General features: G+C 69.3%; 25 protein-coding genes. 8 read left to right on the top strand and 17 right to left on the bottom strand.

Features of this window, described 5'->3' with window-relative positions; translation table 11 throughout:
- Positions 1 to 27: 27 nt before the first annotated feature.
- Positions 28 to 999, bottom strand: coding sequence for an EamA family transporter (locus tag ACIBO2_RS45025; protein WP_397304235.1), 972 nt, complete (start codon positions 997 to 999; stop codon positions 28 to 30).
- Positions 1,000 to 1,216: 217 nt separating this feature from the next.
- On the opposite strand from ACIBO2_RS45025, the gene ACIBO2_RS45020 reads away from it, so the two are divergent.
- Positions 1,217 to 2,320 carry a diaminopropionate ammonia-lyase gene (locus ACIBO2_RS45020; RefSeq protein ID WP_358532713.1) on the top strand — a complete coding sequence of 368 codons (1,104 nt, stop codon included), beginning with the start codon at positions 1,217 to 1,219 and terminating at the stop codon, positions 2,318 to 2,320.
- A gap of 9 nt (positions 2,321 to 2,329) precedes the next feature.
- On the opposite strand, the gene ACIBO2_RS45015 is transcribed toward ACIBO2_RS45020, so the two are convergent.
- The 7 genes from ACIBO2_RS45015 to ACIBO2_RS44985 all read right to left on the bottom strand — a co-directional run bounded on the left by ACIBO2_RS45015 (position 2,330) and on the right by ACIBO2_RS44985 (position 10,879).
- Entirely contained in the window at positions 2,330 to 3,130 is an 801-nt protein-coding gene (locus tag ACIBO2_RS45015; protein ID WP_358532711.1) for a GNAT family N-acetyltransferase, read from the bottom strand.
- Positions 3,131 to 3,205: 75 nt separating this feature from the next.
- Entirely contained in the window at positions 3,206 to 5,074 is a 1,869-nt protein-coding gene (locus ACIBO2_RS45010) for a hypothetical protein (protein WP_358532708.1), read from the bottom strand.
- Positions 5,075 to 5,076: 2 nt separating this feature from the next.
- Positions 5,077 to 5,907: a carbohydrate ABC transporter permease gene (locus ACIBO2_RS45005; protein ID WP_358532705.1), complete on the bottom strand. Its 831-nt coding sequence runs from the start codon at positions 5,905 to 5,907 to the stop codon at positions 5,077 to 5,079.
- Positions 5,897 to 6,838, bottom strand: coding sequence for a sugar ABC transporter permease (locus tag ACIBO2_RS45000; protein ID WP_358532702.1), 942 nt, complete (start codon positions 6,836 to 6,838; stop codon positions 5,897 to 5,899). The genes ACIBO2_RS45005 and ACIBO2_RS45000 overlap by 11 nt, the downstream gene beginning before the upstream one ends.
- Before the next feature lies 1 nt (position 6,839).
- Positions 6,840 to 8,102 (bottom strand): ABC transporter substrate-binding protein, encoded by a 1,263-nt coding sequence (locus ACIBO2_RS44995; protein ID WP_397304234.1) that lies wholly within the window; start codon positions 8,100 to 8,102, stop codon positions 6,840 to 6,842.
- A 37-nt stretch (positions 8,103 to 8,139) separates the two neighbouring features.
- Positions 8,140 to 9,744: an FAD-dependent oxidoreductase gene (locus tag ACIBO2_RS44990; RefSeq protein WP_358532696.1), complete on the bottom strand. Its 1,605-nt coding sequence runs from the start codon at positions 9,742 to 9,744 to the stop codon at positions 8,140 to 8,142.
- Positions 9,745 to 9,868: 124 nt separating this feature from the next.
- Positions 9,869 to 10,879: a LacI family DNA-binding transcriptional regulator gene (locus ACIBO2_RS44985; RefSeq protein ID WP_397304233.1), complete on the bottom strand. Its 1,011-nt coding sequence runs from the start codon at positions 10,877 to 10,879 to the stop codon at positions 9,869 to 9,871.
- 291 nt (positions 10,880 to 11,170) lie between these two features.
- On the opposite strand from ACIBO2_RS44985, the gene ACIBO2_RS44980 reads away from it, so the two are divergent.
- Positions 11,171 to 11,749 (top strand): hypothetical protein, encoded by a 579-nt coding sequence (locus ACIBO2_RS44980; protein WP_358532690.1) that lies wholly within the window; start codon positions 11,171 to 11,173, stop codon positions 11,747 to 11,749.
- A gap of 14 nt (positions 11,750 to 11,763) precedes the next feature.
- Here ACIBO2_RS44980 and ACIBO2_RS44975 read toward each other — a convergent pair whose 3' ends face one another.
- The 4 genes from ACIBO2_RS44975 to ACIBO2_RS44960 all read right to left on the bottom strand — a co-directional run bounded on the left by ACIBO2_RS44975 (position 11,764) and on the right by ACIBO2_RS44960 (position 14,869).
- Positions 11,764 to 12,141 (bottom strand): helix-turn-helix domain-containing protein, encoded by a 378-nt coding sequence (locus ACIBO2_RS44975; protein ID WP_357939483.1) that lies wholly within the window; start codon positions 12,139 to 12,141, stop codon positions 11,764 to 11,766.
- Positions 12,138 to 12,545, bottom strand: a complete 408-nt coding sequence (locus ACIBO2_RS44970; RefSeq protein WP_358532688.1) for a hypothetical protein — start codon at positions 12,543 to 12,545, stop codon at positions 12,138 to 12,140. Before ACIBO2_RS44970 ends, ACIBO2_RS44975 begins: the two co-directional genes overlap by 4 nt.
- 66 nt (positions 12,546 to 12,611) lie before the next feature.
- Entirely contained in the window at positions 12,612 to 14,018 is a 1,407-nt protein-coding gene (locus ACIBO2_RS44965) for a pyridoxal phosphate-dependent decarboxylase family protein (protein WP_397304232.1), read from the bottom strand.
- A gap of 41 nt (positions 14,019 to 14,059) precedes the next feature.
- Complete coding sequence (locus ACIBO2_RS44960; protein ID WP_358532683.1) at positions 14,060 to 14,869, bottom strand: AraC family transcriptional regulator; 810 nt, start codon at positions 14,867 to 14,869, stop codon at positions 14,060 to 14,062.
- A gap of 119 nt (positions 14,870 to 14,988) precedes the next feature.
- Here ACIBO2_RS44960 and ACIBO2_RS44955 point away from each other — a divergent pair, with 119 nt between their 5' ends.
- The 5 genes from ACIBO2_RS44955 (at position 14,989) to ACIBO2_RS44935 (ending at position 19,683) form a co-directional block, all read left to right on the top strand.
- Positions 14,989 to 15,702 carry an ABC transporter ATP-binding protein gene (locus tag ACIBO2_RS44955; protein ID WP_358532680.1) on the top strand — a complete coding sequence of 238 codons (714 nt, stop codon included), beginning with the start codon at positions 14,989 to 14,991 and terminating at the stop codon, positions 15,700 to 15,702.
- 31 nt (positions 15,703 to 15,733) lie between these two features.
- Positions 15,734 to 16,423, top strand: coding sequence for an ABC transporter permease (locus ACIBO2_RS44950; protein ID WP_358532677.1), 690 nt, complete (start codon positions 15,734 to 15,736; stop codon positions 16,421 to 16,423).
- Positions 16,424 to 16,443: 20 nt separating this feature from the next.
- A complete protein-coding gene (locus ACIBO2_RS44945; protein ID WP_397304231.1) occupies positions 16,444 to 17,529 on the top strand; it encodes a sensor histidine kinase in 1,086 nt (361 codons plus the stop codon).
- Positions 17,529 to 18,125 (top strand): response regulator, encoded by a 597-nt coding sequence (locus ACIBO2_RS44940; protein ID WP_397304295.1) that lies wholly within the window; start codon positions 17,529 to 17,531, stop codon positions 18,123 to 18,125. The genes ACIBO2_RS44945 and ACIBO2_RS44940 overlap by 1 nt, the downstream gene beginning before the upstream one ends.
- A 586-nt stretch (positions 18,126 to 18,711) precedes the next feature.
- Complete coding sequence (locus tag ACIBO2_RS44935) at positions 18,712 to 19,683, top strand: NBR1-Ig-like domain-containing protein (protein ID WP_397304230.1); 972 nt, start codon at positions 18,712 to 18,714, stop codon at positions 19,681 to 19,683.
- Between the two features lie 47 nt (positions 19,684 to 19,730).
- Here the strand turns inward: ACIBO2_RS44935 and ACIBO2_RS44930 are convergent, their stop codons facing one another.
- The 5 genes from ACIBO2_RS44930 to ACIBO2_RS44910 form a co-directional block, all read right to left on the bottom strand.
- Positions 19,731 to 20,672 carry a SpoIID/LytB domain-containing protein gene (locus tag ACIBO2_RS44930; RefSeq protein ID WP_358532667.1) on the bottom strand — a complete coding sequence of 314 codons (942 nt, stop codon included), beginning with the start codon at positions 20,670 to 20,672 and terminating at the stop codon, positions 19,731 to 19,733.
- Between the two features lie 35 nt (positions 20,673 to 20,707).
- Positions 20,708 to 21,601, bottom strand: a complete 894-nt coding sequence (locus ACIBO2_RS44925) for a peptidase inhibitor family I36 protein (RefSeq protein WP_358532664.1) — start codon at positions 21,599 to 21,601, stop codon at positions 20,708 to 20,710.
- A 67-nt stretch (positions 21,602 to 21,668) separates the two neighbouring features.
- Positions 21,669 to 22,514: a peptidoglycan-binding protein gene (locus ACIBO2_RS44920; RefSeq protein WP_358532661.1), complete on the bottom strand. Its 846-nt coding sequence runs from the start codon at positions 22,512 to 22,514 to the stop codon at positions 21,669 to 21,671.
- 356 nt (positions 22,515 to 22,870) lie between these two features.
- On the bottom strand, positions 22,871 to 24,244 hold the full coding sequence (locus ACIBO2_RS44915) for a sulfatase (protein WP_397304229.1): 1,374 nt from the start codon (positions 24,242 to 24,244) through the stop codon (positions 22,871 to 22,873).
- Between the two features lie 18 nt (positions 24,245 to 24,262).
- Complete coding sequence (locus ACIBO2_RS44910) at positions 24,263 to 24,616, bottom strand: hypothetical protein (RefSeq protein ID WP_397304228.1); 354 nt, start codon at positions 24,614 to 24,616, stop codon at positions 24,263 to 24,265.
- Between the two features lie 131 nt (positions 24,617 to 24,747).
- Here ACIBO2_RS44910 and ACIBO2_RS44905 point away from each other — a divergent pair, with 131 nt between their 5' ends.
- Positions 24,748 to 25,761: a LacI family DNA-binding transcriptional regulator gene (locus ACIBO2_RS44905; protein WP_397304227.1), complete on the top strand. Its 1,014-nt coding sequence runs from the start codon at positions 24,748 to 24,750 to the stop codon at positions 25,759 to 25,761.
- The last annotated feature ends 10 nt before the right edge of the window (positions 25,762 to 25,771 follow it).

The raw sequence follows: 25,771 nt of genomic DNA, 5'->3' as shown, positions 1-25,771 counted from the left end.
TACCTGATCATGGGTAGTGGCCAGGGCTCACCCGGCGGCGAAGGCGCCGACGGAGGCCGCGCACAACAGCAGCCCCGCGGCGTGCGCCAGGCTGGTCCGCTCCCGCAGCACCACGGCGGCCAGGGCGACCGTGAAAGCGGGGTAGAGGGAGGTGATGACGGCGGAGACGGTGAGTGTCGCCTCGCGGGTGGACAGGAAGTACAGAACGGTCGCGCCCACCCCCAGGACCCCAGTCCAAACCGCGGCCCACGGCACCCGCGCCGCCCACGGCACCCGCGCCGCGCCGGTAGTCCGTGCCGCTCCAGCGGTCCGTGCCGCTCCAGCGGTCCGCGCCGCTTCGACAGGTTGGGCCGCTTCGACAGGTTGGGTCGCGTCGGCGGGTTGGGCCGCCCGCGCCTGCCGGCCCCGACGGCCGGCCAGCGCGTAGACAGCCAGGACCACGACGGCCGACAGCTGGCTCGCGGCCACCGGCCACAGGCCGGCTGTGTCCCCGGCCTGGCCGAGGCAGACGAACAGGGCGGCGAAACCGAGCCCGGCCAGCAGCCCTTCGACCACCCCAGCACCACCCGCACTGTCACCGCCGCGCTTGCCCGGCTGCGCGGCGACCAGCCAGATCCCGGGGATGGCCAGGGCGACGCCGAGAACCGCGAGCCCCCTGAACTCCCCGCCGGACAGCAGGTCGACCGGAATGGGCAGACCGGCCGCGCCGACGGCCGACAGCGGCCCGGCCACGTTCATCCGTCCCCGGGAAAGGCCACGGTAGAGGGCCAGCGTCCCGACCGCCCCGCCGAGCCCGGCGCCGATCCCCCATCCGATCGCGCCCATGCTGGGGTGGGCGCTGACGGCGAGGGCGGCGGCCAGGCCGCCGATCGCGGCGGCGGACTGCCCGACGAGCCCGACCAGCGCGTAGTGGGTACGGCGCGACAGCAGCCCACCGAGGAAGTCCGAGGCGCCGTACAGGGCGGCGGCGGCCAGGGCGAGTAGCACCGCCGTCGGCATCAGTGCTCACCGCCCGACGCGGTAGCGAGGTGGCACGCGTTCGGGCTCGTCATAGCGCTGTCCACGATGGTCCGTCCTCTTTCAGAAGTCATAGGGAGTACATGAGCCATGCTCCCGACAGATTGGACGGCTGGACAGGGCCGATTCCCGTCTGCGACAGAGGTCCGATTTCCGCATTCGCTGGACCAATGATTGACAAGGGCCACAGGCTGAGAACGTGCTAGATGACGCTTCTTCCACGACGACCCTGCCGTGGTTCGCCCGGCCCGCCGCCCGGTCCTGGACCTGCGCGCCCGCCCCGGCCGGCGTGCGGGACTTCCACGCCGCCATACCCGGCTACGCGCCCACCCCACTGACCGAACTTCCGTCCCTGGCCACCGAGCTGGCGGTCGGTCGAGTGTTCGTCAAGGACGAGTCGTCCCGCCTTGGGCTGCCGGCCTTCAAGGCGCTGGGCGCTTCCTGGGCGGTACACCGGGCCCTGGCGGAGCGTACCGCCGCGGAGCCCGTCACGCTGGTCAGCGCCACCGACGGCAACCACGGCCGTGCCGTGGCCAGGACGGCGCGGCTGCTCGGCCGGCGCGCGCACATCTTCGTCCCCCGGGATGTCCATCCGGACGCCGTGGCGGCCATAGCCGCCGAGGGGGCGGAGGTCACCCGGGTTCCGGGCTCGTACGACGACGCCGTACACCAAGCGGCCGAGGCAGCCGCCACCGCCGACGCGATCCTGATCCAGGACACCGCCTGGCCCGGCTACGAGACGATCCCGAGCTGGATCGTCGAGGGCTACTCCACCCTCTGCGTCGAAATCGACGAGCAGCTCGCCGCCGCCGGAGCCACGGCGCCCGGGCTCGTCGCCGTCCCGGTGGGCGTCGGCTCCCTGGCCCAGGCCGTGGTCACTCACTACCGCGGTCGTTCGTCCGCACCGGCGCCGGCCTTGCTGTCGGTCGAGCCGGAAGCCGCGGCCTGCGTCATCGAAAGCCTTACCCATGGCGAACCCGTCAGCGTCACCACCGGCCCGACCGCCATGGCCGGGCTGAACTGCGGCACCCCGTCCAGCATCGCCTGGCCCTACCTGTACGGCGGGCTGGACGCCGCGGTCGCCATCACTGACGCCGCGGCCGCTCGCGCGGCCGGTGATCTGGCGGACCTCGGTGTCTCCGCGGGCCCGTGCGGGGCCGCCGCGCTCGCCGGTGTCCGCGCGGTGCTCGCCGGGGAGGGCGCCGACGAGCGTCGTGTGACGCTCGGGCTCGGTCCGACCTCGGTGGTCGTCCTGCTCAGCACCGAGGGTACGGCCGCCAACCCGCACGGGGCCTGTCCTTGAACCGGCGATTCAGCCGAGGTCCGGATGGGGGACGTAGCGGTCCGGTTGGATCAGGTCGAGGCCGGCGTCGTCGGCCATCAAGGTGTCCATGTCCGCGATGCGCCAACCGGCGCCGAGCAGCATGGGCACGAGGGGATGCGTCCCCGGGACCGCGATCTGGGCGGTGCGCGCCTGGGTGGCGGCGAGGGCGCCGAGCACCGCGTCCGCGCAGTCCTGTGGGGTGACCCCGCCGCCCGGGCCGATGACGACATCGTGGCCGGTCCGGCGGGCAGCGGCGTAACCACGGTCCGTGGCGTACACAGTGACGCCCGGCAGGGCGGCGTACCAGGCAAGCGTGGCGCGCCGTACCCCTCCGGAGGCGCGGGCGTCCAGCTCCGCGATGTCGTCCGCAGCCGTTCGCCGCACCGGGGGCGTGGGCAGCTTCGCCGTCGGCCCGGTCAGGTAGAGCAGCGGGACCCAGGGACGCAGTCCGTGCCGGACGTACAGGGCCATGGCGCGGGGGTCAGACGAGGCGAACGTCACTTTCGGCCCGTGTTCGGAGAGCAACTCCGTGAGCATCGTCCGGCCCACCCCTGAGGACTGATGCTCGCGCAGCACGAACAGATCGCCCAGGTGGGTGAGGGGGCCACGTCGGAGTGTGCCACCGAAGCCGAGCGCTCCACCGGCCTCGTCCACGGCGAAGAGGAGCATGCCGAAAGAGCGCTCGGCGTCGAGGAAATCGGGTGTGCCAGACCATCCGGCCAGCAGGCCGAACCTCTTGGCGACCTTCCGTACGGCGGGCATGTCTTCGGGTGTCGCGGCCCGAATCACACGTTCTCCATCCGGCTCACTTTAGAGCGCCGGCCACCGGAGGACGGGCCGGAGTACCCCGGCCCGTCAGTCGCGTCATCCCACGATGACCGTGAGATCGAACGTGCCCTGGTGAGGGATGCGGAGGGCGTGGAAGCGCCGGGCGCCGTCGCGGAAGTAGCGTACGGAGCCGGCCGCGACGGTCGCCTCCATAGGGGTGCCCCAGCGGAAACGGATCGTGGTGCGGCCCCGGCGGATGTCGAAGCCGTCGGCGGTGGCCGTGGTCGAGCCGCCGAACGTGGCCTGCGTGCCGTTGGTGAAAGTGAGGACGTCCGTGGGATGGAGGACGAGGGGGATCTGCTCGGTGGCGGCGGCGTTCGCCTTGACCGTGCGCCGGATCGTCCGGCGGGTGACCAGGACGTCCGTGGTGACGTTCGCGTTGCTGTAGCGGATGCCCAAGGCGGCGGGGGGCGGGCCGCCGGTCCACTCCTTGCCACCGGGGGCGCCGTGGAAGTAGGTGGCGGGCAGGGGGCCGTTGGAGTCGGGCGCCTGGCCGGGGAAGACGGTGGCCCAGCAGGCGTAGTTGTTGTCGTTGAGCCCGCAGATGATCGTGCCGGCTTCGGGATGCCACAGGAAGGTCAGGCCGGTGCGGGCGAGGGAGGCGCGCTCGCCGAAGTAGCCGCCCAGGTACAGGCCGGGCTTGCGGACGTACAGGAAGTCCTGGCCGCGGTCCTCGCGCAGCTCGACGAAGTTGTCGGAGCGCAGGTAGGGCAGGTCCGCGATGGCGGCGGCCCGCTGCCGTCTGGTGGGGAACCCTTCGCCGTAGAGGCCGTGGGTGAGGATGCGCGGTGAGGTGTCCTGCTTGGCGAGCGGCGTCACCGGCTCGGTGGAGCCGGCCCAGGCGGCGCGGGCCTCGGCGAGGTCCTCGCGGGCGGTCAGGAAGGCCGACAGCAGCGGCACCTGGCGGATGAACGTCCAGTTGAGCGCGGTCCTGTCGGGGTCGGGCCGGACCTCGTCGTACCAGCGGGCGCTGGTGCGGGTGGAGGGGGCGACGTTGACCATGTACCCGGCGCCGTCGGGCTCGCGCAGCAGGTTGTAGGACAGGAAGCCGGTGAAGGCGCGGGCCATGTTCACCAGGTTCAGGTCTGCGGTCTGCTGGTAGGCGTCGGCCATCTCGGGGAGCATGACCTCGAAGTTGTAGTTCATGTCGTGGCCCCCCTTCTCGTGGAAGAAGCCGGCGGTGCTCAAGCCGGTCGCGGCGAGCCGGGGGAACGCCTCGGTCAGGCCCTTGGCCAGCGCGGGGTCTGGGTCGAGCTTGAGCGCGAGCGCGGCCCCGGCCAGGCCCGAGGTGGTCTGGTTGGCGTAGCCGAGGGGTTCCTGCCAGACGCTGTGGTTGGTGGGGTCCAGGAACCAGGTCATGGCCGTGTGCAACGCGGCGGTGAGCTGGGTCTGCCGTGCGGGCAGCACCTTGGCCGCGCGCAGGATCCGCAGGGTCTTGGCCAGGTAGCCGATGCCGAACCCGGTGGGCGCCAGGCCGTGCTCGTTGCGGCTGTACTCGGGGAAGGAGCCGTCGGGGTGCTGGAGCGAGAGGTAGTGGCCGAGCGCCGCGTCGAGCGCGGCCAGCAGGTTCGCGTTCCCGGCGTACGGATTCCACGGGCGGGCGTTGGCGTAGAACCAGGCCAGCGTGAAGACGTGCTCCTGCACCCGGGCGTTGTACGACGCCGCCGGCGAGCGCCACCAGCCGCCGGCGAAGAAGCCGCTGTCGTCCATGTCGTTGACCATGGGCGCGAGGGTGGCCAGGTACGGCGCGAAGCGCTGCTCCTGGGGGGAGAACGACGCGCGATTCAGGGTGGACAGCGGCGGCAGGTCGGGGACCGCCGCGAACGAGGTGCCGGGCACGAGCAGGGGGGTGGCGGCCACCGGGAGCAAGGCGGTGGCTCGGAGGAGGGTGCGGCGAGAGAGCATGATCAGCCTTTCAGACCGGTGTGCGCGAGCCCCTCGATGAACTGCCGCTGGGCCAGCACGAAGACGACCAGGATGGGGAGGGCGGTCATCGTGGCGGCGGACAGCTGTACGTTCCACAGGGGCGAGCCGTAGGCGTCGACGAACTGGGTGAGCGCCTGCGGCAGGGTGAACTTCGACGGGGTCGACAGGAACACGATCGGTTCGAGGTACAGGTTCCACGAGTGCAGGAACGTGAAGATGGCGACGGCACCGAGCGCCGGCCTGGCCAGCGGCAACGCCACCCGATAGAAGGTGCCGAAGCGGCCGAGCCCGTCGACCCTGGCGGCCTCCTCCAACTCGCCGGGCAGCGTGATGAAGAACTGCCGCATGATGAACGTCGCCAGCACGCTGGGCGCGCCCAGGATCGGCACCAGGATCAGCGGCCAGTGCGTGTCGGTCATCCCCAGGGTGTGGAACATCTGGAACAGCGGGACGATCGTCACCTCGCTGGGGATCAGCAGGCCGACGAGCACGACCAGGAAGAGCACGTTCTGGCCGGGGAAGCGGACGCGGGCGAAGGCGTAGCCGGCCATCGCCGCCACCGCCATCGTGCCGACGGTCACCACCGCGGCGATGTAGAGGCTGTTGAAGTACTGCTGTCCGAACGGCTGCAGCTCGAAGACCCGGCTATAAGTGGAGAAGTCAAACCGGGAGGGCACCAGCGCGGGCGGGAAGGCGAAGATGTCGCTGATCGGCTTCACCGACGAGGTGACCATCCACCAGGTCGGGAAGACGAACGGCACGCACAACACGCACAGCAGCGCGTACAACGCGAGCTTGACCCTACGACTCATGGAAGACCCACCTCCGGCGCAGCCGCCATTGCAGCAACGTCAGCGCCGCGACGATCAGGAACAGCAGGACCGACAGGGCGGCGCCGTAGCCGAGGTGCCGGAACTGGAAGGCCTGCTGGTACAGGTAGTAGACGAGGACGGTGGTGGACATACCTGGCCCACCCTGGGTGAGCACGGCGATCTGGGCGAACACCTGCAGCGACCCGACCACGGTGACGATCGAGGTGAGCAGGATCGTCGGGCTGATCAGGGGCACCGTGATGCGCACGAACCGGATCCAGGCGCCGGCGCCGTCGAGCTGCGCCGCCTCGTACAGCTGGCGCGGCACGCCCTGGAGCGCGGCCAGGAACAGGACCATGTTGAGGCCCACGTTCTTGACGACCTGGACGACGATGACCGACAGCAGGGAGGTGGTCTCGCCGCGCAGCCAGTTGGGACCGTCCACGCCCACCACGCCGAGCACGCCGTTGACGCCGCCGTCCTGCTGGAGCAGGAACTGCCAGACGATGGTCCAGGCGACCAGCGAGACCAGCACCGGCGAGAAGAACAGCGTGCGGAAGAACGTGGTGCCGCGCAGCCGCTGGTTGAGCAGGATGGCCAGGAGCAGGGCGAGGGCGAGGTTGAGCACGACCAGGCCGACAGAGAAGAGCGCGGTGCTGGTCAGCACCTGTCCCATCTTCGGGTCGGCGAGCAGCTTGGCGTAGTTGTCGCCGCCGACGAACTCGAACGTGCCCGCCAGTACGTTCCACTCCTGGAGGCTGTAGTAGACGACCAGGCCGAGCGGCAGCAGGACGAACAGCGCGCTTCCCACGAGCTGCGGCGAGATCAGCAGGTAACCGACCAGGGCGTCGCGCCGGGGGATCGTCCAGAAGGGGCGGCGCCGGGTGGCGGCGCGCTCGGCCACCCGGTTGCCCAGATCCGTCACCGTCACGTCATCCGCCCAGCAACGGCTGGATCTTCGCGCACACGCCGTCCAGCACCGCCTTGACGTCGGCGTCCGGCTTCCACAGCGGGTCGAGCGCGGCCCTGGCGGTCTGAGCGAGCTCGGCCTGCCCCTTGTGGGCGGGCTTGACCACGCCCTTCTCGATGCCGTCGATCACCACTTCCTGGAGCTGGTCGCTGTTCAGCATGGGACTGGTCTTGGCCATGGTGTCGGCGGTCAGCAGGGAGCTACGCGCGGGCGGGAAGTACGCGGCGAGCTTGGCGGAGTTGGCGGCGTTGGTGAAGTAGGCGAGGAAGTCGGCGGCCTGCTCGGCCCTCGGCGACTTCTTCAGCACGCCGATCCCGGCCTGGCCCATGACCGCGTACTTGCCCTTCGGCCCGGCGGGCAGCGGCACCAGGTCCCACTTGAACGTCGCGTCCTTCAGCATGGCGGCGCGGGAGATCTGGGCCACGGCCATCGTGGTGTCGCCGGAGAAGAAGTCGACGGCGGTGCCCGGCCCCGGCATGGACTTGTCGGTGAAGATCGCCTTGTGCACGAACGTCATGGCGTCCACCATCTCGGGCGAGTTGAACTGGCAGGTGGCGCCGTCGTCGCTCCACGCCTTGGCGCCCCAGCCCTGCCAGATGGTGGCGAGGTTGTCCCAGGCCTTGTAGTCGAAGTTGAGGATGGTCAGACCGTTCTTACCCTTCGCCGCGACGGCCTTGTTGATCTCGTTGGCGTGCTCCCAGTCCCACTGGCCCGCCTTGATCAGCTCGCGCGGCGACTTCTGGCCCGCGCTCTTGACCAGGTCGGTGTTGACGAAGATGCCGAAGGGCGAGGTGGAGAACGGGTAGGCGTACAGCTCGCCGCCGTTCTCCCACAGCCGGGTGGCTGCGGGGACCAGCTCGTCCGCCTTCTCGATCTTGCTCTTGAGCGGGACGAGGGCGCCGGAGCCGACGAAGTCCGGGGCGGAGTTCTCCAGGATCCACGCCAGGTCGGGGGCGTTGCCGCCGGCGATCTGGGTGGTCAGCGTGGTCGTGTAGTTCTCGAACGGGATCGGGTCGAAGGTGATCTCGCCGACCTGCGGGTGGGACTTGCGGTACTCGGCGGCGATCTCCTTGAACAGCTTCAGGTGGGCCTCGTTGGAGGTCCAGATCGACATGCGCAGCGGCTGCGGGCCCTTCGCGGCCGGCGCGGCGTCACCGCCGCCGCAGGCGGTGAGGGTGAGGAGGGCGGTCAGCGTGAGGGCCGCCAGCTTCCCGGGTGCTTTCATGGGGGATTCTCCTTGTACGTCAGTAACCGGCTGTACGTCAGTAACCGGTGACGTCGGGCCAGCGCAGCTCCACGCCGTCGCCGGCGAGCCGGTGCTGGTAGTCGGCCAGGAGCCGCCCGTCCGCGCGCACGGCGTGCGGCGTGGTGGCCTGGTCCAGGCAGAAGGCGGCGAGCGCGCCGGCCGCCTCGCCGACGTTCCACTCCACCGGGTGCAGACGGTAGGCGCCGTTGGTGATGTGGGTGGTGCCGATGTTCTTGGAGGCGGGCAGCAGGTTGGTCATCCGCTGCGGGATCAGCGCCCCGAGAGGGATCTCGAACGGGGAGCAGGCGACGTCGATGTAGTTGTCGCCGCCGGTCGAGGGGTGCAGGTCGATGCGGTACATGCCCACGCCCACCGAGTCGTGATAGGAGGCGGCGCCCTTGTCGCCGCGTACCGCCACGGACAGGTCCTGTTCGGTGACGGTGGTCAGGGCCCGGATGCGCCGGGACTCGCGGATGTAGGGGGCCTGGGCGAGCCCGTCGGCGCTGCCGGTGACGTCGCCGCGCAGCCGCAGGCCCGGGTAGCCGGTGCCGCCGTCGTGGCGGGGGGCCTCGGTCTGCAGCCAGTACATCACCGACATCGACAGCTCGCGGGCCGCCGCCAGGTGCCGATCGGCGTCCGGCACGTCGATGATCGGCCCTTCCAGGTAGTCGATCATCGGCCAGTTGACCAGCGTGATGTCGCTGTCGTACGTGCCGGGCCGGAAGTTGTCGCGGGCGGCGATCCTGCGGAACGTCCACAGGTTGCCGTCGCCCGGGTTGACCCGCTGGTCGGCCTGCACCAGGCGGGGGTCGTCACCCGGGTTCGGGGTGAAGGAACGCTCCACGATCTCCAGCGTCCGCGGGCTCGGGCAGCGCCAGGACAGCAGCCGGTCGCCCCAGAAGGGCGGCTGGTAGGCGCGCCAGAAGTCGTACGAGGCGGGCTTGTCCACGGTGTGGTCGCCGTCAACGTGGTCGATCGCGAAGCACACGGACACGGCCTGCATGTTCATCGGCTGCGCCGTCGCCGGGGCGCTCGGCTCACCGGTCTCGTCCCGCGACTCGAACCCGGTCACGTACTCGGCCCCGGCCAGCGGCAGCAGCTCGCCGGTCTCGGTGGCGTCCAGCACGTACGCCGCCACCGCGGTTATCTCGTCGCCGCTGTCGCGGTGCGCGAGCCGCACAGCCGTGACACGGTCGCCGTCCACCTCGGCCCCGACTGGCCGGTACGGCTGCAGAACGCGTAACCTGCCCGACCCCCGGTACGGGGCCAGCATCTCCTCGATGACCGCGACGGCGACCCGCGGCTCGTGGCACAACTTGCTGACATGCCCGGCGCCCGGGTTCAGCTCCCGCCACGCCCGCGCCCGCTCGGTCAGCGGGTAGTGGTCGCGGTAGTAGCGCCGGATGCCGTCGCGCAGCGCGCGGTAGCTAGCCGTGACGCCGAACCGCTCCACCCAGGTGTGCTCGTCCGGGGGCACGGCCTGGCTGGTGAGCTGTCCGCCCAGCCAGTCGTACTCCTCGGTGAGCACCACCGAGCGCCCGGCCCGCAGCAGTGCCAGCGCGGCGGCCACGCCGCCCAGCCCGCCGCCGACGACGAGCGCGTCTGCCGATATCTCAACCACGTGGGGTTTTACCTCTCCTCAAGTACGGTCTGTGTCAGGTACGGGGGCCAGAAGTGCGGTCTCTGTCAGGTACGGGGGCCAGGGTCATGTCCGGGGCGCGGGGTGCTGTGCGGGGGTGCCAACGTCATGTCCGGGGTGCGGGTGCCAACGTCGATCCCTCGACCAGCTCGCACGCCAGCAGTTCCTGCGGAACACCACCGCGTTCCAGCACCCCGGTCAGCAACTCGACGGCCCTGCGCCCCATCTCCCGCCGCGGAATGCGGAACCCGGCGAAGTCGATGTCGGTCGACACCGGCCTGGTGGACGCGCCCAGCGCGAGAATGGACAGGTCGCGCGGCACGTCCAGGCCACGGGCTCGGGCGCTCTCGACGATGGCCACGCCGTCGGCCAGCTCCTCGGCGAACACCACGGTCGCACCGGAGTCGAACAGCCCGTCCGCGGTGGTCAGGTGCAGCCCTTCGACACCGGTCGCGGCCACACCTTCGGTGAAACCGCGCAGCCGGTCGGCGAAGGACTCCGCGCCCGCCCCCACTCCGACATAGGCCATCCGGCGGTGCCCGAGCGCCGCCGCCCGCTCGACCAGCGCGCGCATCGCGGGCGGGTAGTCGGCCCCGACGTACGGCACCGGCCCGCCGGCATCGTCGCGACGGCCGACGGAAACGAACGGGATGCCTTCGGTCAACAGCCGAGACAGGTCGTCCCGGTCGATGGTCCGGCCGAGCAGGACGCATCCGTCGGCCAGCCGAATCCGGCTCTCCCCACTGAAGATCCGCCGCCGCTCACCCTGCTCCACCTTGGCACTGGTGAACAGCAGCAGGTCACAGCCCGCCTCCTCAGCGCACTCCTCGATGCCGACCAGGAACGGATGGTAGAAATCAGCACCTTCCGCCGGGAAGACGGCCTCGTAGGTGAACACGCCGTAGATGCGGTTACGCCGCTCGGCCAGCCCGCGCGCCGCCGGGTCGGCGACGTAGCCGGTCTCCCTGATTACTTGGAGTACTCGGTCGCGGGTCTCGGGCGAGATCCGCACCTCGCCGTCGGCCCGCCCGTTGAGCACCAGTGACACCGTCGTCTGGCTCACTCCAGTCATGCGCGCGATGTCCTGCTGCGTCAGACGCCGCCCTGAACCAGTCACTGTGCGTATCACCTATCGTCCTGCTAATGCGCATTAGTTCGGTCATTGTGAAACCGGACATTGGACGATGTCAAGGGGTAATAGCTGAAGTAATCCGTATTATCAGCGGCGCTTGCTCTCGCGGGTATGACGACGCCCAGTGACGCCGCCAAAACCCGCCCACGGTATTTGACCTGGCCTTCCGGGACCGTGCCCCAGGGTCCAACCTTGACGCCCTTGGCCGCCCAGCGGACGGGCGGTCCCGGCTACTGTGCGGCGAACGGACAGAAAGCCAGACCGAGGGGTGAACGAGTGAACAGGAAGCTGGCAACCGACCCGGCGGCTCTCCGGAGCGCCGCGAACGATCAACTGGCAAGCGCGGAAGGAGCATGGGCCGGCGGAGAAGTCTCTGTTGAGGGGTTCCTCCGGCGGGTCATCGCCGATCTCGACCGAATGCCTATGTTGAGCGTTGACTATGCCGAGTTCCGGCATTACGGCTCTGGGTACGCGTCCTACGTCGAGGTCCTCATCACCAAGCGCGACGGATCGATGTGCCGTTCCGAGAGCGGCTGGACGAAGGTTGAAGGGTTACCCCTGACGCTGTGCCGACTCGCTCCACTGGCGGCACTCTTCAAGCCCGACATCCGATCATCGAGGCCTGACGGTGCCGGTAGCAGCGGCCTACCGGCTCTGTCACTGGTCACGGACACCGCTCCTCCGGGATGGGAGGAGGAGTTTCGGCAGATCGGCCAGGCGCTCGATCGACACGATGTCGCCTTGCTCGGTTCTCAGGTCCTCAGCTTGCCGTTAGAGGCCGGGCTGCGGGTGGAAACAAACCTTGGCGACCCGCCGTACAGCGTGTTCGATGCCTGGTTCCACTGGATGGACTGATGCATCGTGACGGATCACGCTGATCGCTGGTCGGAGGAAGCGGCGCGCAGTTGCGCCAGGTCCAGTTCGATGCGGCGTCCGTGAACGGTCACGACGATGCTGGCGCCTTCGGCTCCCGTCGCCGTGAGGTAGTCGAACAGGGTGGACAGCAGCATGTCGCTGCGATTCTCCAACCGGGACACCACGGCTTGTCCCACGCCAAGTCTCTTGGCCACTTCGACCTGGGTCATCTGTCCGGCTTTGCGGATCATCGCTAGGTTCATGGCATAGGCGCGGTCCATTTCCTCGGCCGCCTCGTGCGCCTGGGCGACGTCAGCGGCGAGTTCGGGATCGGCGAGCAGTCGGTCCAGGTGTTCGTTGCCGCGGACGAAAGTGTTGTCAGGCTCGGTCATGGCTTCTCCTCAAACGCTGTCTCCCGTTTCCACTGATCGATCAGTCCGTCCGCGCGTGCGGCCACGCTGTCGTAGAACAGATCGCCCAGCTTGGCCTTGTCGCCGGCGAACAAGGCCACGACGACCTTCCCGGTGTTCGGTGGAAACCAGCAGATCAATCGCACCGCCACCTCCGGATGGTAGGCGTGCGACACCCGCCACAGCTGATGGCGGCGCGACTGGCGAACCCACCGCAGTGTGGCCGTTTCCGCATCCGGGGTGAGTGGTCCAGTCATATTCCGAAGCTGATCCAAGGCGCGGGCGGTGAACATCAGGAGCAGCCGCGATCGCTGGTCGCCAGCACGGGCTTCTGCTTCGAGCCGGTCAAGCCACGCGCCGAACTCGACTGGCCAGTCAATGTCCACACACCCACTATGCCATCGAAGTCATATGCCTTTCAAGTCATATCGATTCGGGGGCGTCGCCTTGAGTCAGCACGCTGATCGGATAATTCCCAGTGCCTCCTCGACGCGGTCCGCGTGGGTGCGGAAGCTGAGCACGCACAGGCGCAGGAAGAACCTGCCGTCGATGGCCGTACTGCTCAGATACACGCGCCGGCTGGAATTGATCTCGGCCAGGAGCCGCCTGTTGTCCTCGTCCGTTCCGCGCAGCCGGAAGAGCACCACTGTCAGGTCCGGTTGCCACGGCACCTCGAAGCGTGGGTCCCGGGCGAGCTGGCGGTGGACATAGGCGGCGAGGTCGAGCTTTTCGTCCAGCTCCCGTTCGAAGGCCCGTACGCCGTGCAAATGCAGGGGCAGCCACAGTCGCAGCCCCCGGAACTCCCGGGTCAGCTCCACCCCGAGGTGGCCGAAGTCGGGCAGGTCGTCCACCGGGCTGAGGTCCTGCAGGTACCGGGCGTCGGCCGCGTGGGCGGCATGCAGTACGGCGGGGTCGCGCACCAGGAGCAGGCCCGTGCCGTACGGCAAGAACAGGCTCTTGTGCGGATCCAGCGCGATCGAGTCGGCCGCCTCGATCCCGGCGAGCCGGTCCCGGCCCCGCTCGGTGAGCTGGAACCCGCCACCGTAGGCGGCGTCCACGTGGAACCACAGCCCCTCCTCGCGAGCCAGCTCGCCCAGCTCGGGAAGTGGGTCGATGGTGCCGGAGCTGGTGGTTCCCGCGGTGCCGACCAGGAGGAACGGGCGTAGCCCCGCGGCGCGGTCGGCGGCGATCATCGTGGCCGCCGACGAGACGTCCATGCGCAGGTCCGCGGTGGCGGGCACGGTACGGATCCGCTCGGCGGGCAGGCCGGCGATGCGGGCGGCCTTGGCGACGCAGTAGTGCGTGTGCTCGGTCACGTACAACATGCCGTCGCCGTCGCCGTCGCCGTCGCCTCCGCCGTCTCCGTGGGCGTGGCGGGCGGCGAGCAGTGCTGACAGCGTCGCCACCGACGCGCCCGTCGTGACCAGCCCGCCCGAGCCCTCCGGCAGTCCGAACCGGTCGCAGAACCAGGTCAGCACCCCGTGCTCCATGGCGACCAGCGCGGGCGCCACCTGGGCCACGCCGGTGAAGCGGTTGACGGTCTGGGCCAGCAGTTCGGCCAGCGCCGCCGTGACCAGCCCGCCCGCCGGGAAGTATGCGAGATAGCCTGGACCGGCCGTGTCCACGCCTTGCCCGGCGGCTTGGCGGAAGAGCTCCAGGAGGGCGGCGAAGTCGCCGGGGCCTTCGCCGGGCGGGCGCCGCAACGTGGTGACCAGTTGTCCGGCCTGCCGGTAGTCGCTCGCGGGCGCCGAGTCCAGGTCGCGGACCCAGTCGGCCAGGAAGTCCACCGCGTGCCGGCCCAGGCGCTGAATGGCGGAGGAGTCGAGTTCGAGGGGGAGAGCGCGTTCGTCGGTCGTCATGCGGGCACGGTAGATATGCGGCGTACGCGAAGGATTGGACGTTATTGCACCCCACGCTGGTAGGCGCGCGGCGGAACCCCGACGAGGCGGCGGAAGTGCCGCGAGAGGTGCGACTGGTCGCAGAACCCCACCGTGACGGCCGCCTGCGCCGGCGGCATGCCCTGCCGCAGCAGTTCACGAGCCTTCGCGACGCGCAGCTGGGTCACGTACGCGTGCGGCGGCATGCCGTACGCGTGCCGGAAAGAGCGCAGCAGGGCGTAAGGCGTGACCTCTGCCACCGCCGCCAGTTCAGTCAGGCCCGGCGGGTCCGGCATTGTCGCGTGCAGCAGATCCCGTACCTGGGCCATGCTCCTCCTTCCGGTCCGGCGGGCCTGGCGCTGCGGGCGGCGCGTGCCGTACGCGCGGAGCATGAGGGTCAGCAGCGTGTGGAGCTGGGAGTCCGCGGCCAGTGACGCGCCGGACTCCGCCACGCGATGGGCGGCCGCCACCCGCCGGGCCATCCGCGGGTCGGTGATCACCCGCCGCTCGAACGACGGGGTTCCGCCGGGCACGCCGATCTCGTCGGCGACCTCCCGCACCTGCTCGACGCTCGGGTACAGCACCCGGTACGTCCATCCGTCGGTCGTGTGGGGCCCGCCCGTGTGGACGACGCCCGGTTCGATCACCACGACCTCGTCCGTCCCCGCGTACTGCACGCCGTCGGAGAACCGGATCTCCTCCTGACCGGCCTCCAGCGTTCCCATCGCGTACGTCTCGTGGCTGTGCCGGGCGAACCGGTGCTGGACGAACTGCGCGCGCATCAGATCCAGGCCACCGAGCCCGTGGTAACGCCAGTAGCGGGCAGATTCCACATATCCCTTCATAGCGCGAAAGCGAATGAAACGCGCCGACGCGCATCACCCGGATGGAGGATGCCGGGGCGGCGTGATGGGCGATGTTGCGCGACCCGCCCCGACGGGAGTCTTGAGGCATGGAAGCCATTGAGGTGACAGACCTGCGCAAGACGTACGGGGACACCACCGCCGTGGACGGCGTCACGTTCACGGTCCACGCCGGGGAGACCTTCGGCATCGCCGGCCACAACGGGGCGGGCAAGACCACCACCGTCGAATGCCTCCTCGGGCTGCGGCGCGCCGATGGAGGCAGCGTGCGCGTCCTGGGTGAGGACCCCGCGCGCCGGCGCCGGGCCCTGGCCCAGCGCGTCGGCGCCCAGCTCCAGGAGAGCGCGCTGCCGGAGCGGATCAAGGTCGCCGAGGCGCTGCACGCCTTCGCCTCCTTCTACCACCAGCCCGCCGACTGGCGGGAGGTCATGGAGCGCTGGGGCCTGACCCCTCTGGCGCGCAAGGCGTACGGCGACCTGTCCGGCGGGCAGAAGCAGCGGTTGATGCTCGCCCTGGCCCTGGTCGGCGACCCCGAGGTGGTCGTGCTGGACGAGCTGACCACCGGCCTGGACCCCGTTGCCCGCCGGGAGACCTGGCGGCTGGTACGGGAGCTGAAGACCTCCGGCACCACCGTGGTGCTGGTCAGCCACTACTTCGACGAGACCGAGGCTCTGTGCGACCGCCTGGCCGTCTTCGCCCACGGCCGGATCCGGGCCATGGGCACCCCGGCCGAGATCATCGCCCGGACCGGCACCTCCTCTTTGGAAGAGGCGTACTTCGCCCTCGAAGGAGCGGACCAATGACGGCGTACTTCGCCCTGGAAGGAGCGGACCAATGAAGGCGTTCACCGCGCTCACCACGACCGAGCTGAGGCTGCTGCTGCGCGATCCCGCCTCGGTGTTCTTCATGATGGCCTTCCCGCTGATGCTGCTGGTGCTCAAGCGCGGTGACAGCGGCGCGGTCCCCGGCTACATGGCGATGATCGCGGCCATCGGCGGCTTGGGCGCGCTGCCCGGCATCGTGGCCTCCTACCGTGAGCGCAAGGTGCTCAAGCGGCTGGGGACCACGCCGATCTCCCCGGTTCTGCTGCTTGGCGCCCAGTTGGTGGCGCAGGTCGCCGCGGCCCTGGTCGGCTCGGCGCTGCTGGTGGTCGCCGCGATCGTGGTGTTCGGCGTGCGGCCACCCGCGAACGTGCCCCTGCTGGCCGTCGCCATCCTGCTGTGCTCGGTGATGGTCTGCGCGCTCGGCTTCGTAATCGCCGCGGTCGTGCGCAACACCAGGGGCGCGAGCCTGATCGGCATGCTGGTCGAGTTCCCGATGCTCTTCCTGGCGGGCGCGGCCGTGCCCCGCGAGGCCCTGCCCGACTCGCTGCGCGCTATCGGCGCCTACCTGCCGCTGACCCCGGGCGTGGACGTGCTGAACGCCGCCTGGACCGGCGCCGCCGCCCTCTTCCCGATGATGATCCTTGCCGGGATAATCGTGGCGGGCACTGCGGTGGCCGCGGCGCTGTTCCGATGGGAGTGACGGAGCGGGGGAGTGACCAGGTGGACGTCTGGGAGGCGCGCTGGGTGCGCGCCTTCCACCTGCTGTACTACGCCTGCCTGGCGCTGGGACTGATCCTGTCGATCGGCGAGCACAAGAGCCCGGCACCGATGACGCTGGTGGTGCTCGCGTCGCTGGCCGGCTGGCACTGGTTCTTCATCGTCCGCCGTCCGCACCTGCTCGGCCGGCTCCGCCCTATGGCGCTCCACCTGGCCGTGCTCTGCGCCCTGTACGTCGCGCTGGTGCTCACTGACCGCTCCCTCGATGTGGTGATCTTCGGGCTGATGCCCCAGCCGTATGTGATGCTGCCCATCCCCTGGTCGTACGCGGGGGCTGTGGCGACAATCCTGTGCACGTTCGCGGCCAGGGGTTACCTGGACGACCCCGACGTCCTGTGGCGGCTCGCCGGGAGTTGCGGCCTGGTGGTGGCGATCGGCATGTTCTTGACGTACGTCCTGCGCCAGAGCGAGCAGACGAAGGCCCTCGGCGTGCTGGAGGAACGGGCCAGGCTGGCCAGAGAGATCCACGACACCATCGCCCAAGGGCTGAGCGGGATCATCACCCAGCTTGAGGCGGCCGAGCAGGCCATGCCCGACGTGCCCGCCGTACGCAGGAGGATCGCGCTGGCCAAGGAGCTGGCCCGCGACAACCTCCAAGAGGCCCGCCGCTCGGTGGACGCGCTGCGGCCGGGGCCGCTGCGGGACGCGCGCCTCGACGCCGCCCTGGCGCAGGTCGCCGAGCGGTGGTCACGTACGTCCGAAGTGGCCGCCACTGTGACAGTGGAGGGCACACCCCGGCCACTGCCCGGCGAGGTGGGCGCCACGCTGCTGCGCGCGGCGCAGGAGGGGCTGTCCAACGCGGCCAAGCACGCGCGGGCGGGCCGGGTGGCGATCACGCTGACGTACATGGACGACGAGGTGACGCTGGACGTGTTCGACGACGGTAAGGGCTTCGACCCGGCCGCGCGCGGTTCCGGTTACGGGCTGGCGGCCATGCGCGAGCGCGCCCGCGGCGTGGGCGGAACGCTGACGGTGGAGACGGCGCCGGGAGAGGGGACGGCACTGTGCCTGCGTATCCCCTCAAGCTGATGATCGTGGATGACCATCCGGTGGTCCGCGACGGGCTGCGCGGCATGTTCGACCACGTGGACGACATCGAGGTGGTGGCCGAGGCGGGCGACGGGTACGAAGCGCTGGCCATGGCCAGGCAGGCCCGGCCGCACGTCATCCTCATGGACCTGCGCATGCCCGGCCTGGACGGCGTGGGCGCGATCGAGCGACTGCGCGTGGACCACCCGGAGATCAAGGTGATCGTGCTGACCACGTACGACACCGACGCCGACGTGACCCGGGCCATGGCCGCCGGGGTGGCGGGCTACCTGCTGAAGGACGCGCCACGCGAGGAACTGCACCGGGCGGTCCGTACGGCCGCCGCGGGCGGCGCGGTCCTGGCGCCGTCGATCGCCTCCGCGCTCATCCGCGGGCCCGCGGCGCAGGCGCCGAGCCCGCGCGAGCTGGAGGTGCTGCGCCTGGTGGCACGCGGCGCGGCCAACAAGGAGATCGCGAGAACCCTGTTGATCAGCGAGACCACGGTCAAGACGCACCTCAAGCACGTCTTCGCCAAGCTCGGCGTCGAGACCAGGGCGGCGGCGGTCGTGGTGGCCATGGAACGAGGGCTCCTCTGACTCGGACGGCTTCGTAGCCTCTGGTAACTCTCCGTGGTCACTGACTTGATGAGCCGGCCGATTGACTTGAGGCACTACGCGCCGGATGAGAATTGCCGGCACGCCTGCTGTATTACCGACTGTGTGGTTACAGAAGGTGTCAAGTCGACAGGTCTTTGCGGGGTCGGAATATGCGAATCGCAGGATTACGGAGTGTTCGCCTCTCGTCACTTGGATCTCACTCCTGCCAGTTCAGAGCTGGCCTAGATCGCCCGCGATCCATCCCCCTTGGACGTGAACGCACGGGTTATGGCTTCATTGACTCGGATTCTGGTAAAGACGGAAAAGTCGGTTCGGACTTTCCAAACATTTGACGGCCGCCTTGTCCGACGGGAACGTCGATGGCGCCCTGGCTTCGGCAATCGAAGCCCTCGCGCCGGACGGCGGGCCCTGCACCTTGGGTGGCGGCCATGCTGCGCACCGTATTCGAGCAGAGTGACGAATGGTGCGAATGATAGCCGGGTAATAGGTGACCTTCTCAAGCACCATCTCAACGGGCTTGTCCGTTTCGGTTGATGAACACCATGGGTGCTGTTAACTTCACACGGTGGACGACACGCGGGTACGGACGGAGGCAATCGAGGACTTCGCGGTGACCCTGCGGGAACTGCGCACCTCGGTCGGCAACCCGTCTTTTCGGGAAATGTCCGGCCGGTCAGGGGCGATTTCTCACACAACGCTGCACGAGGCTACGAAGGGTAACCGGCTCCCGAGCTGGGAGACCACCGTTGAGTTCCTCAAGGTGTGCGGCGCGGACCCGGCCGCGTACCGCGAGCGCTGGGAGCGAGCGAACCTGGCGGTCAGATCGGGGAGCGCCGGGGAGCTTTCGATTCGCCCGGACACCTCAGTGGATCATCTGCCCGGCGGAGTCGCGGAACCCCTTACCGTGCACCTCGCCAACGGATGGTCAACCGGCGAGACCGTGGGCGAGGTCCCCGCGCCGGGGGGACAAGGGCGATCGCGGTGGATCCGCCCGGCCGCGTTCGTGGCGGCGGCCGTCACCGTGGGGTCGGTGGCCGTCATCGTGACCACCATCAATCGCGGTGCCACGCCCGACGTACAACCTGGCCCGGCCCTGTCCAACACCTCAGCGATGGCCGCGCTGTCCCCGGCCGATTGCCCGGTGCGTTCGACCAGCCCGCCCTTGGCCGCGCCGCTGCACAAGGGTGACGCGGTGACGTTCATCGAGGACGTCACGCTTCCCGACTGCTCGCGCGTCGAAACCGGTAAGAGCGTGACCAAGACATGGCGGCTCAAGAACGCCGGGACCGTGCCGTGGAAGGGATATTCGCTGCGTCGCCTCGACGTCACGCAGCAGGCCGATCAGTGCCAGACCATTTCCCACGTGCCGATCAAGGACACCCAACCCGGCGAGCTGGTCGACATCCAGACCGTCGTCACCACGCCGAGCAAGCCGGGCCTGTGCTACGTGCGATTCAAGATGGTGGACGCTTCGGGAACGGTCCTTTTCCCCGGAAGCCGGCCGGTCAACTTCCAGATCATCGTAGACGCGCCATAGTTCCCCGCCGCGCAGGATACGGCGGGGAACTATGGTCTTCGGAGGGGTCAGGAGCCGATGACGATCCCCGTGTAGTAGTTCTTGAGGATCCTGGAGTAGCTCCAGCCCGCTCTGGCCTTGTCGCGGGAGCCGTACTGCGACATCCAGTCGCCGTTGACCCAGTTGCCGCACGCCGTCGTCGTTGAGCAGTACTGGGCCCGGAAGATCTTCCCGCTGCGAGTCAGCCGGGTGCCCCAAGTCGCGTCCACCGCGGCGTTCGTCACCGCCTTCGCGGAGCCGGGCTTGTACACCTGGCTTGAAGTGTGGTCATAGACGTCGAAGCACTGGCCGCTCGGCGTCTTGCTGGCGGAGTGCAGCGCCCAGTACCAGCCGAAGTTCTTCACGGCCATCGCGCCGGCCTTGAGGGACTCGCTCGGCCAGCTCGTCACCCACTCGTTGGGCAGGACGTTCTTGACGTAGGTCTTGAAGTCCACCCGCTCCACGCGATTGAGGGACTCGCGGTACACGAGGATCGTCGTGGGCAGCTTGCTGTCCGTGCCGTCGGTCTTGCATTGGGTCGGCGGTAGGGAGCTACCCAGGAACTCGTGCGAGGCGTTCTGGTTCTTGAGAGTGGAGTTGAGGTTGGCCTTGGCGCCCGGGGCGAAGTCCTGGTAGCTGCCGGTGAGGCCGGTGTTGAAGTAGACGCGGACCTTCTTGCTGCTGCGGTTCCAGGCGGAGGCGGCGGCGTTCTTGATGCACTTGCCCTTGCCCGCGCCGGGACCCTTGAAGTCATAGCAGCTGGGCTGCGTGGTGGAGTAGTCGGGGATCGAAGTGGTGAAGTCGGAGACCGATCCCTGGTTGTTGCTGTTGAAGTAGTAGCAGAACTCGCCGGTGTCGCAGACTCCGTCGCGGCTGGCCGCCGAGGCGGGCGAGGCGGTGGCCAGCATGGTTCCGCCGAGCGTCATCGCCGCAGTGAGCCCCGAGATCAGCCGTACAGTTCGTGAAGGCACAGGTGTCTTCCTCTCTTGTCAGCGGTCGGGGTTCGCTATCGGACGTTGTAGCCCTGGGAGTTCCAGAACGAGGTCGGGTTCGGGTTCTCCAGGTTCGGGTCGCCGACGCTCTTGGACGCCCGCGTCTGGCGTCCGGGGCGCATCTCGACGTGGGTGTGCGCGGACCCACTGCTCGAAACCCCGTGCCACGACTCGTCGGCGATGATCTGGCCGCGGCTGACCGTCTGGCCGACGCGCAGGGAGGACCGCGGAGCGGAGTGCAGGTAGATCACCGTCTTGTTCGCCGCGGAGTTGTAGACGGCGATCGTGGACAGTCCGGCCCGGCCGGTGGATCCGAACTGGACATTGGTGATCGTGCCCGCCACCAGGTTGTGCACATCCGAGCCGATGCCGCGGGCGATGTCGATGCCCTCATGCCGGCCGGAGGTGGAGGTGTAACCGTCGAAGCCGCAGCTGATCCCGCCGCCGGAGCTCGCGTACAGCGCGAACGACATGTTGGTGCGCGTCGTCGTCGACGGGTTGAACTCGTGCGAGGCGTTCTGGTTCTTGAGGCTGGCGTTCAGGTTGCCCTTGGCGCCTGCGGCGAAGTCCTGATAAGTGCCGGTATTGCCGGTGTTGAAGTAGACGCGGACCTTCTTGCTGCTGCGGTTCCAGACGGAGGCGGCGGCGTTCTTGATGCACTTGCCCTTGCCCTCGCCGGGGCCCTTGAAGTCGTAGCAGGTGGGCTGCGTCGTGGAGTAGTCGGAGACCGATCCGGTGAAGTCGGAGACCGAGCCCTGCTGGTTGCTGTTGAAGTAGTAGCAGAACTCGCCGCTGTCACAGACGCCGTCACGGCCGGCCGCCGAGGCGGGCGTCGCGGTGGCCAGCACCGTTCCGCTGAGTGCCATCGCGGCGGTCGTCGCGGTGAGGATCCTGGTGAAAGTTCTCATGCTGTTTCTCCTTTGTCTGCGGTGCTTCTAGGTCTCGGATGATCAGCGGAGCTTGGTTTCGGAGGACTCAGCGGCGCTGGTACTCCTCCCAGGTGCGGATGGTCACCTTGGGACCGTCGTCCGGCCCGCGGTTGGCGAGCCCGTTCTGGCCCAGGTAGTAGTCACCGATCTGGTGCTGGGCCTGGCTGGAGAGGCTGGTGTCGTTGATGGCGGCGGCGTGGATGTGCCACGGCCAGTCGCCCTGCTGGGGGCTGCGCACCCAGGCCGCGAAGCCGACCCGGCGCAACGCGCGGCAGACCGCGGTGCGGGTGGCGGCGGTCATCCCCTTTACGGAGACGTCGATGACGCCGCCGCCGTCGTGGGTGCCCACGGAGGTCGGGTCGCCGCCGGGGTTGTACGAACCCTGGTCCAGCGCGAGATCGCGGCCGAGCAGGCGCTTCGCCTCGGCCAGCATGTTCCGGGTACGGGTGTTGACGACGGCGGCGCCGTAGGACACCCGGGCGCCCGGGTCGACGGTGGCGGTGACGGTGAAGCGGCCGGCTCCGAGCTTGGCGAGCGACCCCTTGCCCGGCAGGCCGTTGGCGTCCAGACCGGTGAGGCCGAGCGACTTCTGGTACTTCGCATAGGCGGTGACCGTCGTGGAGCCGAAGTAACCGTCCACCCATTTCGCGTCGAGCAGGCTCCGGTCGCGCAGCGCCTGCTCAACGAGGAGCACACTGGCCTTGGCGCCCGGGGTCTGCGTGCTGTCAGGTCGCCTCGGGTCGATCAGGGCCGCCTTGACGGTGGCTTCCATGTTCACGCTCGGAAGGGCCCTCATGCCGGCCGCCTCGGCCGCCGACATCACGGACCCTTCGGCCAGTGATGTGAGCAAGGCGGCCGACAAGAGGGCAGCGGCGCATGAGGCCAACTTCATCGTTACTCCTGGGGTGGGGTTGCTGGGCGGCGGGATCAATCTCGCCGGTTACCCAACGTGTCCACAAGGAGATCGGTGTTGTCAGCCTGTCCGCATGCGATCTGACAGCCCTGGCCATACGCCATCTGACAGGCCTTCCGGTGGCGCTGACAGGGCCTGACCAGGCACGACGAGCATCATGACGTCGGCCAAGGGCTGGCGGCAGAACGGCCCGCTACGCGGGTGCGGCAGCATCGGCGGCGGTTACACGCAGTGGCCGACGGCGCGCAGCGAGTGGGAGGTGGGGCGCTAGTGCCAGTTGTGCGGTGCGCGTTTGAGAGTGTAAGCCGCCTCTGGCAGGTCGTCCCGGACGCGGATCATCCAGCGGACGAGATCGGTGGTGAGGTCGGCCCGGATGGCGGCGAGCGCGGGATCGTCGTACCGGTTGTCCAGCTCCGCGGGGTCGGTGTCCAGTCGTACAGCTCGCCGGTGCCGCGCTCGTCCAGCAGCAGCTTCCACTGCCCGCGCCGGAGCATCACCGTCGTGCCGGACTGGGTGACGGTGTTGAGCTCGTCGAAGGTGCGACCCTCGTACGGGAAATGCAGCGGAGGGCGCTCGCCGACGTCATAGGACAGCCCACCGAACCCGCGTTCGCCGTACCCGCTGGCGAACTCTTCGGCCGGATACGGCTCCCCGGTGAGCATGGGCCACAGGCTGCGGCCCTGGACACCGGGCGGGATCTCGACGTCGAGAGCGTCGCAGATCGTCGGGAACAGATCGGCGAGCGAGACGAAGTCGGCGCGATTGACCATCGGCCGCACGTCCGGCCCGGCCACAGCGAACGGGATGCGCATCAGGCACTCGGCCATGCCCGCGCCCTTGCGCGGCAGGCCGTAGTCGCCGGTGTAGTCGCCGTGGTCGGCGACGAAGAACACCAGCGTTTCCCGATCGCCCAGGTACGCGAAGAACCGGCGTAGTTGGTCGTCGATGAGGCGGAGCATCCCGCAGTAGTTGGCGCGGTATCGCCGCCACTCCGCGTCGTAGCCGGGCCGCTTCTCCTCGATCAGCTCGCGCAGCCAGGTGTACGTGCCGCCCTTGCGCTCGGCGCCCTCGGGCCCGACCATCCGCTCGGGCATCTCCTCCGGCGCGAACAGGCTGAAGTACGGCTCCGGCACCTGGTACGGGTTGTGCGGCTCGGGGAACGACAGCCAGGTGAAGAACGGCCGGTCGGCGGGCGTCCGGTCGATCGCGCTGATCGCGTCGTCGACGATCCGATACGGAAACTGGCACTCCAGCGGAAACGGCGTCGGCTCATGGCTCACCGAGTGGTCGAGCGCGCCGAGCCACTGCTCGAACCGTGCCTGCTCAGGCGTCCCCGCCGGTCCGCGATTATGCCCGTACGGCGCGGCGAAGGTGTCGAAGTCGGCGGGCTCGCGGTAGAAATGCGTCTTGCCCGCCATATGCAGCGCGTAGCCGGCCGCACGCAGCACGTCCACCAGATCGGCGCCGCGCAGCACGTGCTGCGCGGCGCTGTTCTGCCGGACCCGGTGCGCGGACGGATACCGCGCGGTGAGCAGGCTGACCCGGGCGGGCACGCACGCCGGCGACGTGGTGTAGGCCCGGCGGAACTGGGCGCCGGTGCTCATCAGCCCGTCGAGGAAGGGCATGGTGTCCAGCGGGAAGCCGCTCGCGGCCGTCCAGGCGGCCCGCTGCTGATCGGTCATGATCAGCACGATGTTAGGTCTGTTCACGGGTTGTGGGTCCTCCGGCTAGCGCTTCGCGTACATCGGCTTGAGGTGGTCAGCCCGCGGCTTCCAGTTGAGGCCGGCGTTGGTGCGGATGTCCGGCAGCTGGCCGCTCTGTTCGGCCGGCTGCAGCGCCTGGCCCATCTTCGCCGGGTTGTAGTAGGCGTAGTGCACCGGAACGCCGCCGAGGCTCTTGGCGAACTTGGCGAAGATCTCCGCCTTCGCCTTCTGAAGCTGGCTCTGATGATCCCACCAGGTCAGCGAGTTGCCGCCCGTACCGGTGCCGCCACCACCAGCCGCGCCGCGCGCGCCGGTCGCCGTCGCGGCGGCCAGGGTGCCCGCCGCGGCGAGGACTCCCCGCCGAGTCATCGCGGTCATCCGTCCTGCCTTTCACCCCGCGGCCCGTGAAGGTCTCGTGAAGAATATTGCCGCGTAGCAATTCATTCTTGCCACGCGGCATGCCGCGTGGCAAGACTCTTCTTAACAAGACAGGAGGATGAACGACTGTGGTGACACAACGTGACGTGGCGCGGCGGGCGGGAGTCTCAGTACGGACCGTCTCCAACGTCGTGAACAACTTCGCCTACGTGTCCGAGGAGACCCGCGCCCAGGTGCAACAGGCCCTGGACGAACTCGACTACCGGCCCAACCTCGCGGCGCGCAGCCTCAACCGGGGGCGGTCCAGCCTGCTGGCCCTCGTCCTGCCGCTGGACGTGCCGTACTTCACCGAACTGGCCGCCCACGTGGTGGACCGCGCCGAGGAGCGCGGCTACACGGTGCTCATCGACCGCACCGAAGGCGTGGCGGAACGCGAGCGGCAGATCGTCATGCGGCGAGACCGGTCGGCCCTGTTCGACGGGTTCATCTTCAGCCCGCTCGGTCTGACCAAGGACGAGCTGCGCGACTGGGCGGGCAAATGCCCGTCGGTGACGCTGGGTGAGGTGAGCGTGGAGGGCGTGGACCACGTCGCCATCGACGACACCGCCGCCGCCCGCGCCGCCACCGCGCACCTGGCCGCGCTGGGCCGGACCAGGATCGCCGCCATCGGCGCGGTGGAGAAACCGCGCGGCAACACCGCGGCACACCGTTCCGCGGGCTATTGGCAGGCGCTGGAGGAGGCGGGGCTGCCTCTGCGGCCCGAGCTGACGGTGCCCGTACGGCGCTACCAGCGTCAGGACGGCCGCCAGGCGATGGACCGCCTGCTCGATCTGGCCGAGCCGCCGGATGCCGTGTTCTGCTACAACGACCTGCTCGCGCTCGGCGCGATGCGGGCGGTGCTGGCCCGAGGGCTACGGGTGCCGGAGGACGTCGCCGTCGCCGGGTTCGACGCCATCGACGAGGGCCGGTTCGCCACTCCGCCGCTGACCAGCATCGCGCCCGACAAGGAGCGGATCGCCGAGCTCGCCGTGACCCGCCTGCTGGCGCGCATCGAGGGTGACAAGAGCCCGGCCGTCCACCTTGAGGCGCCGTGGCGGCTGATGGTCGACCAGAGCACCACGGGCGTCGCCGGAGCGAGCGGATGACGGTCGCGAT

Source organism: Nonomuraea sp. NPDC050022, from assembly GCF_044460705.1.
In the GTDB taxonomy this organism is placed as follows: domain Bacteria; phylum Actinomycetota; class Actinomycetes; order Streptosporangiales; family Streptosporangiaceae; genus Nonomuraea.
Note: the sequence above shows the minus strand (reverse complement) of the source record. Positions and strands in the feature narration are given on the sequence as shown.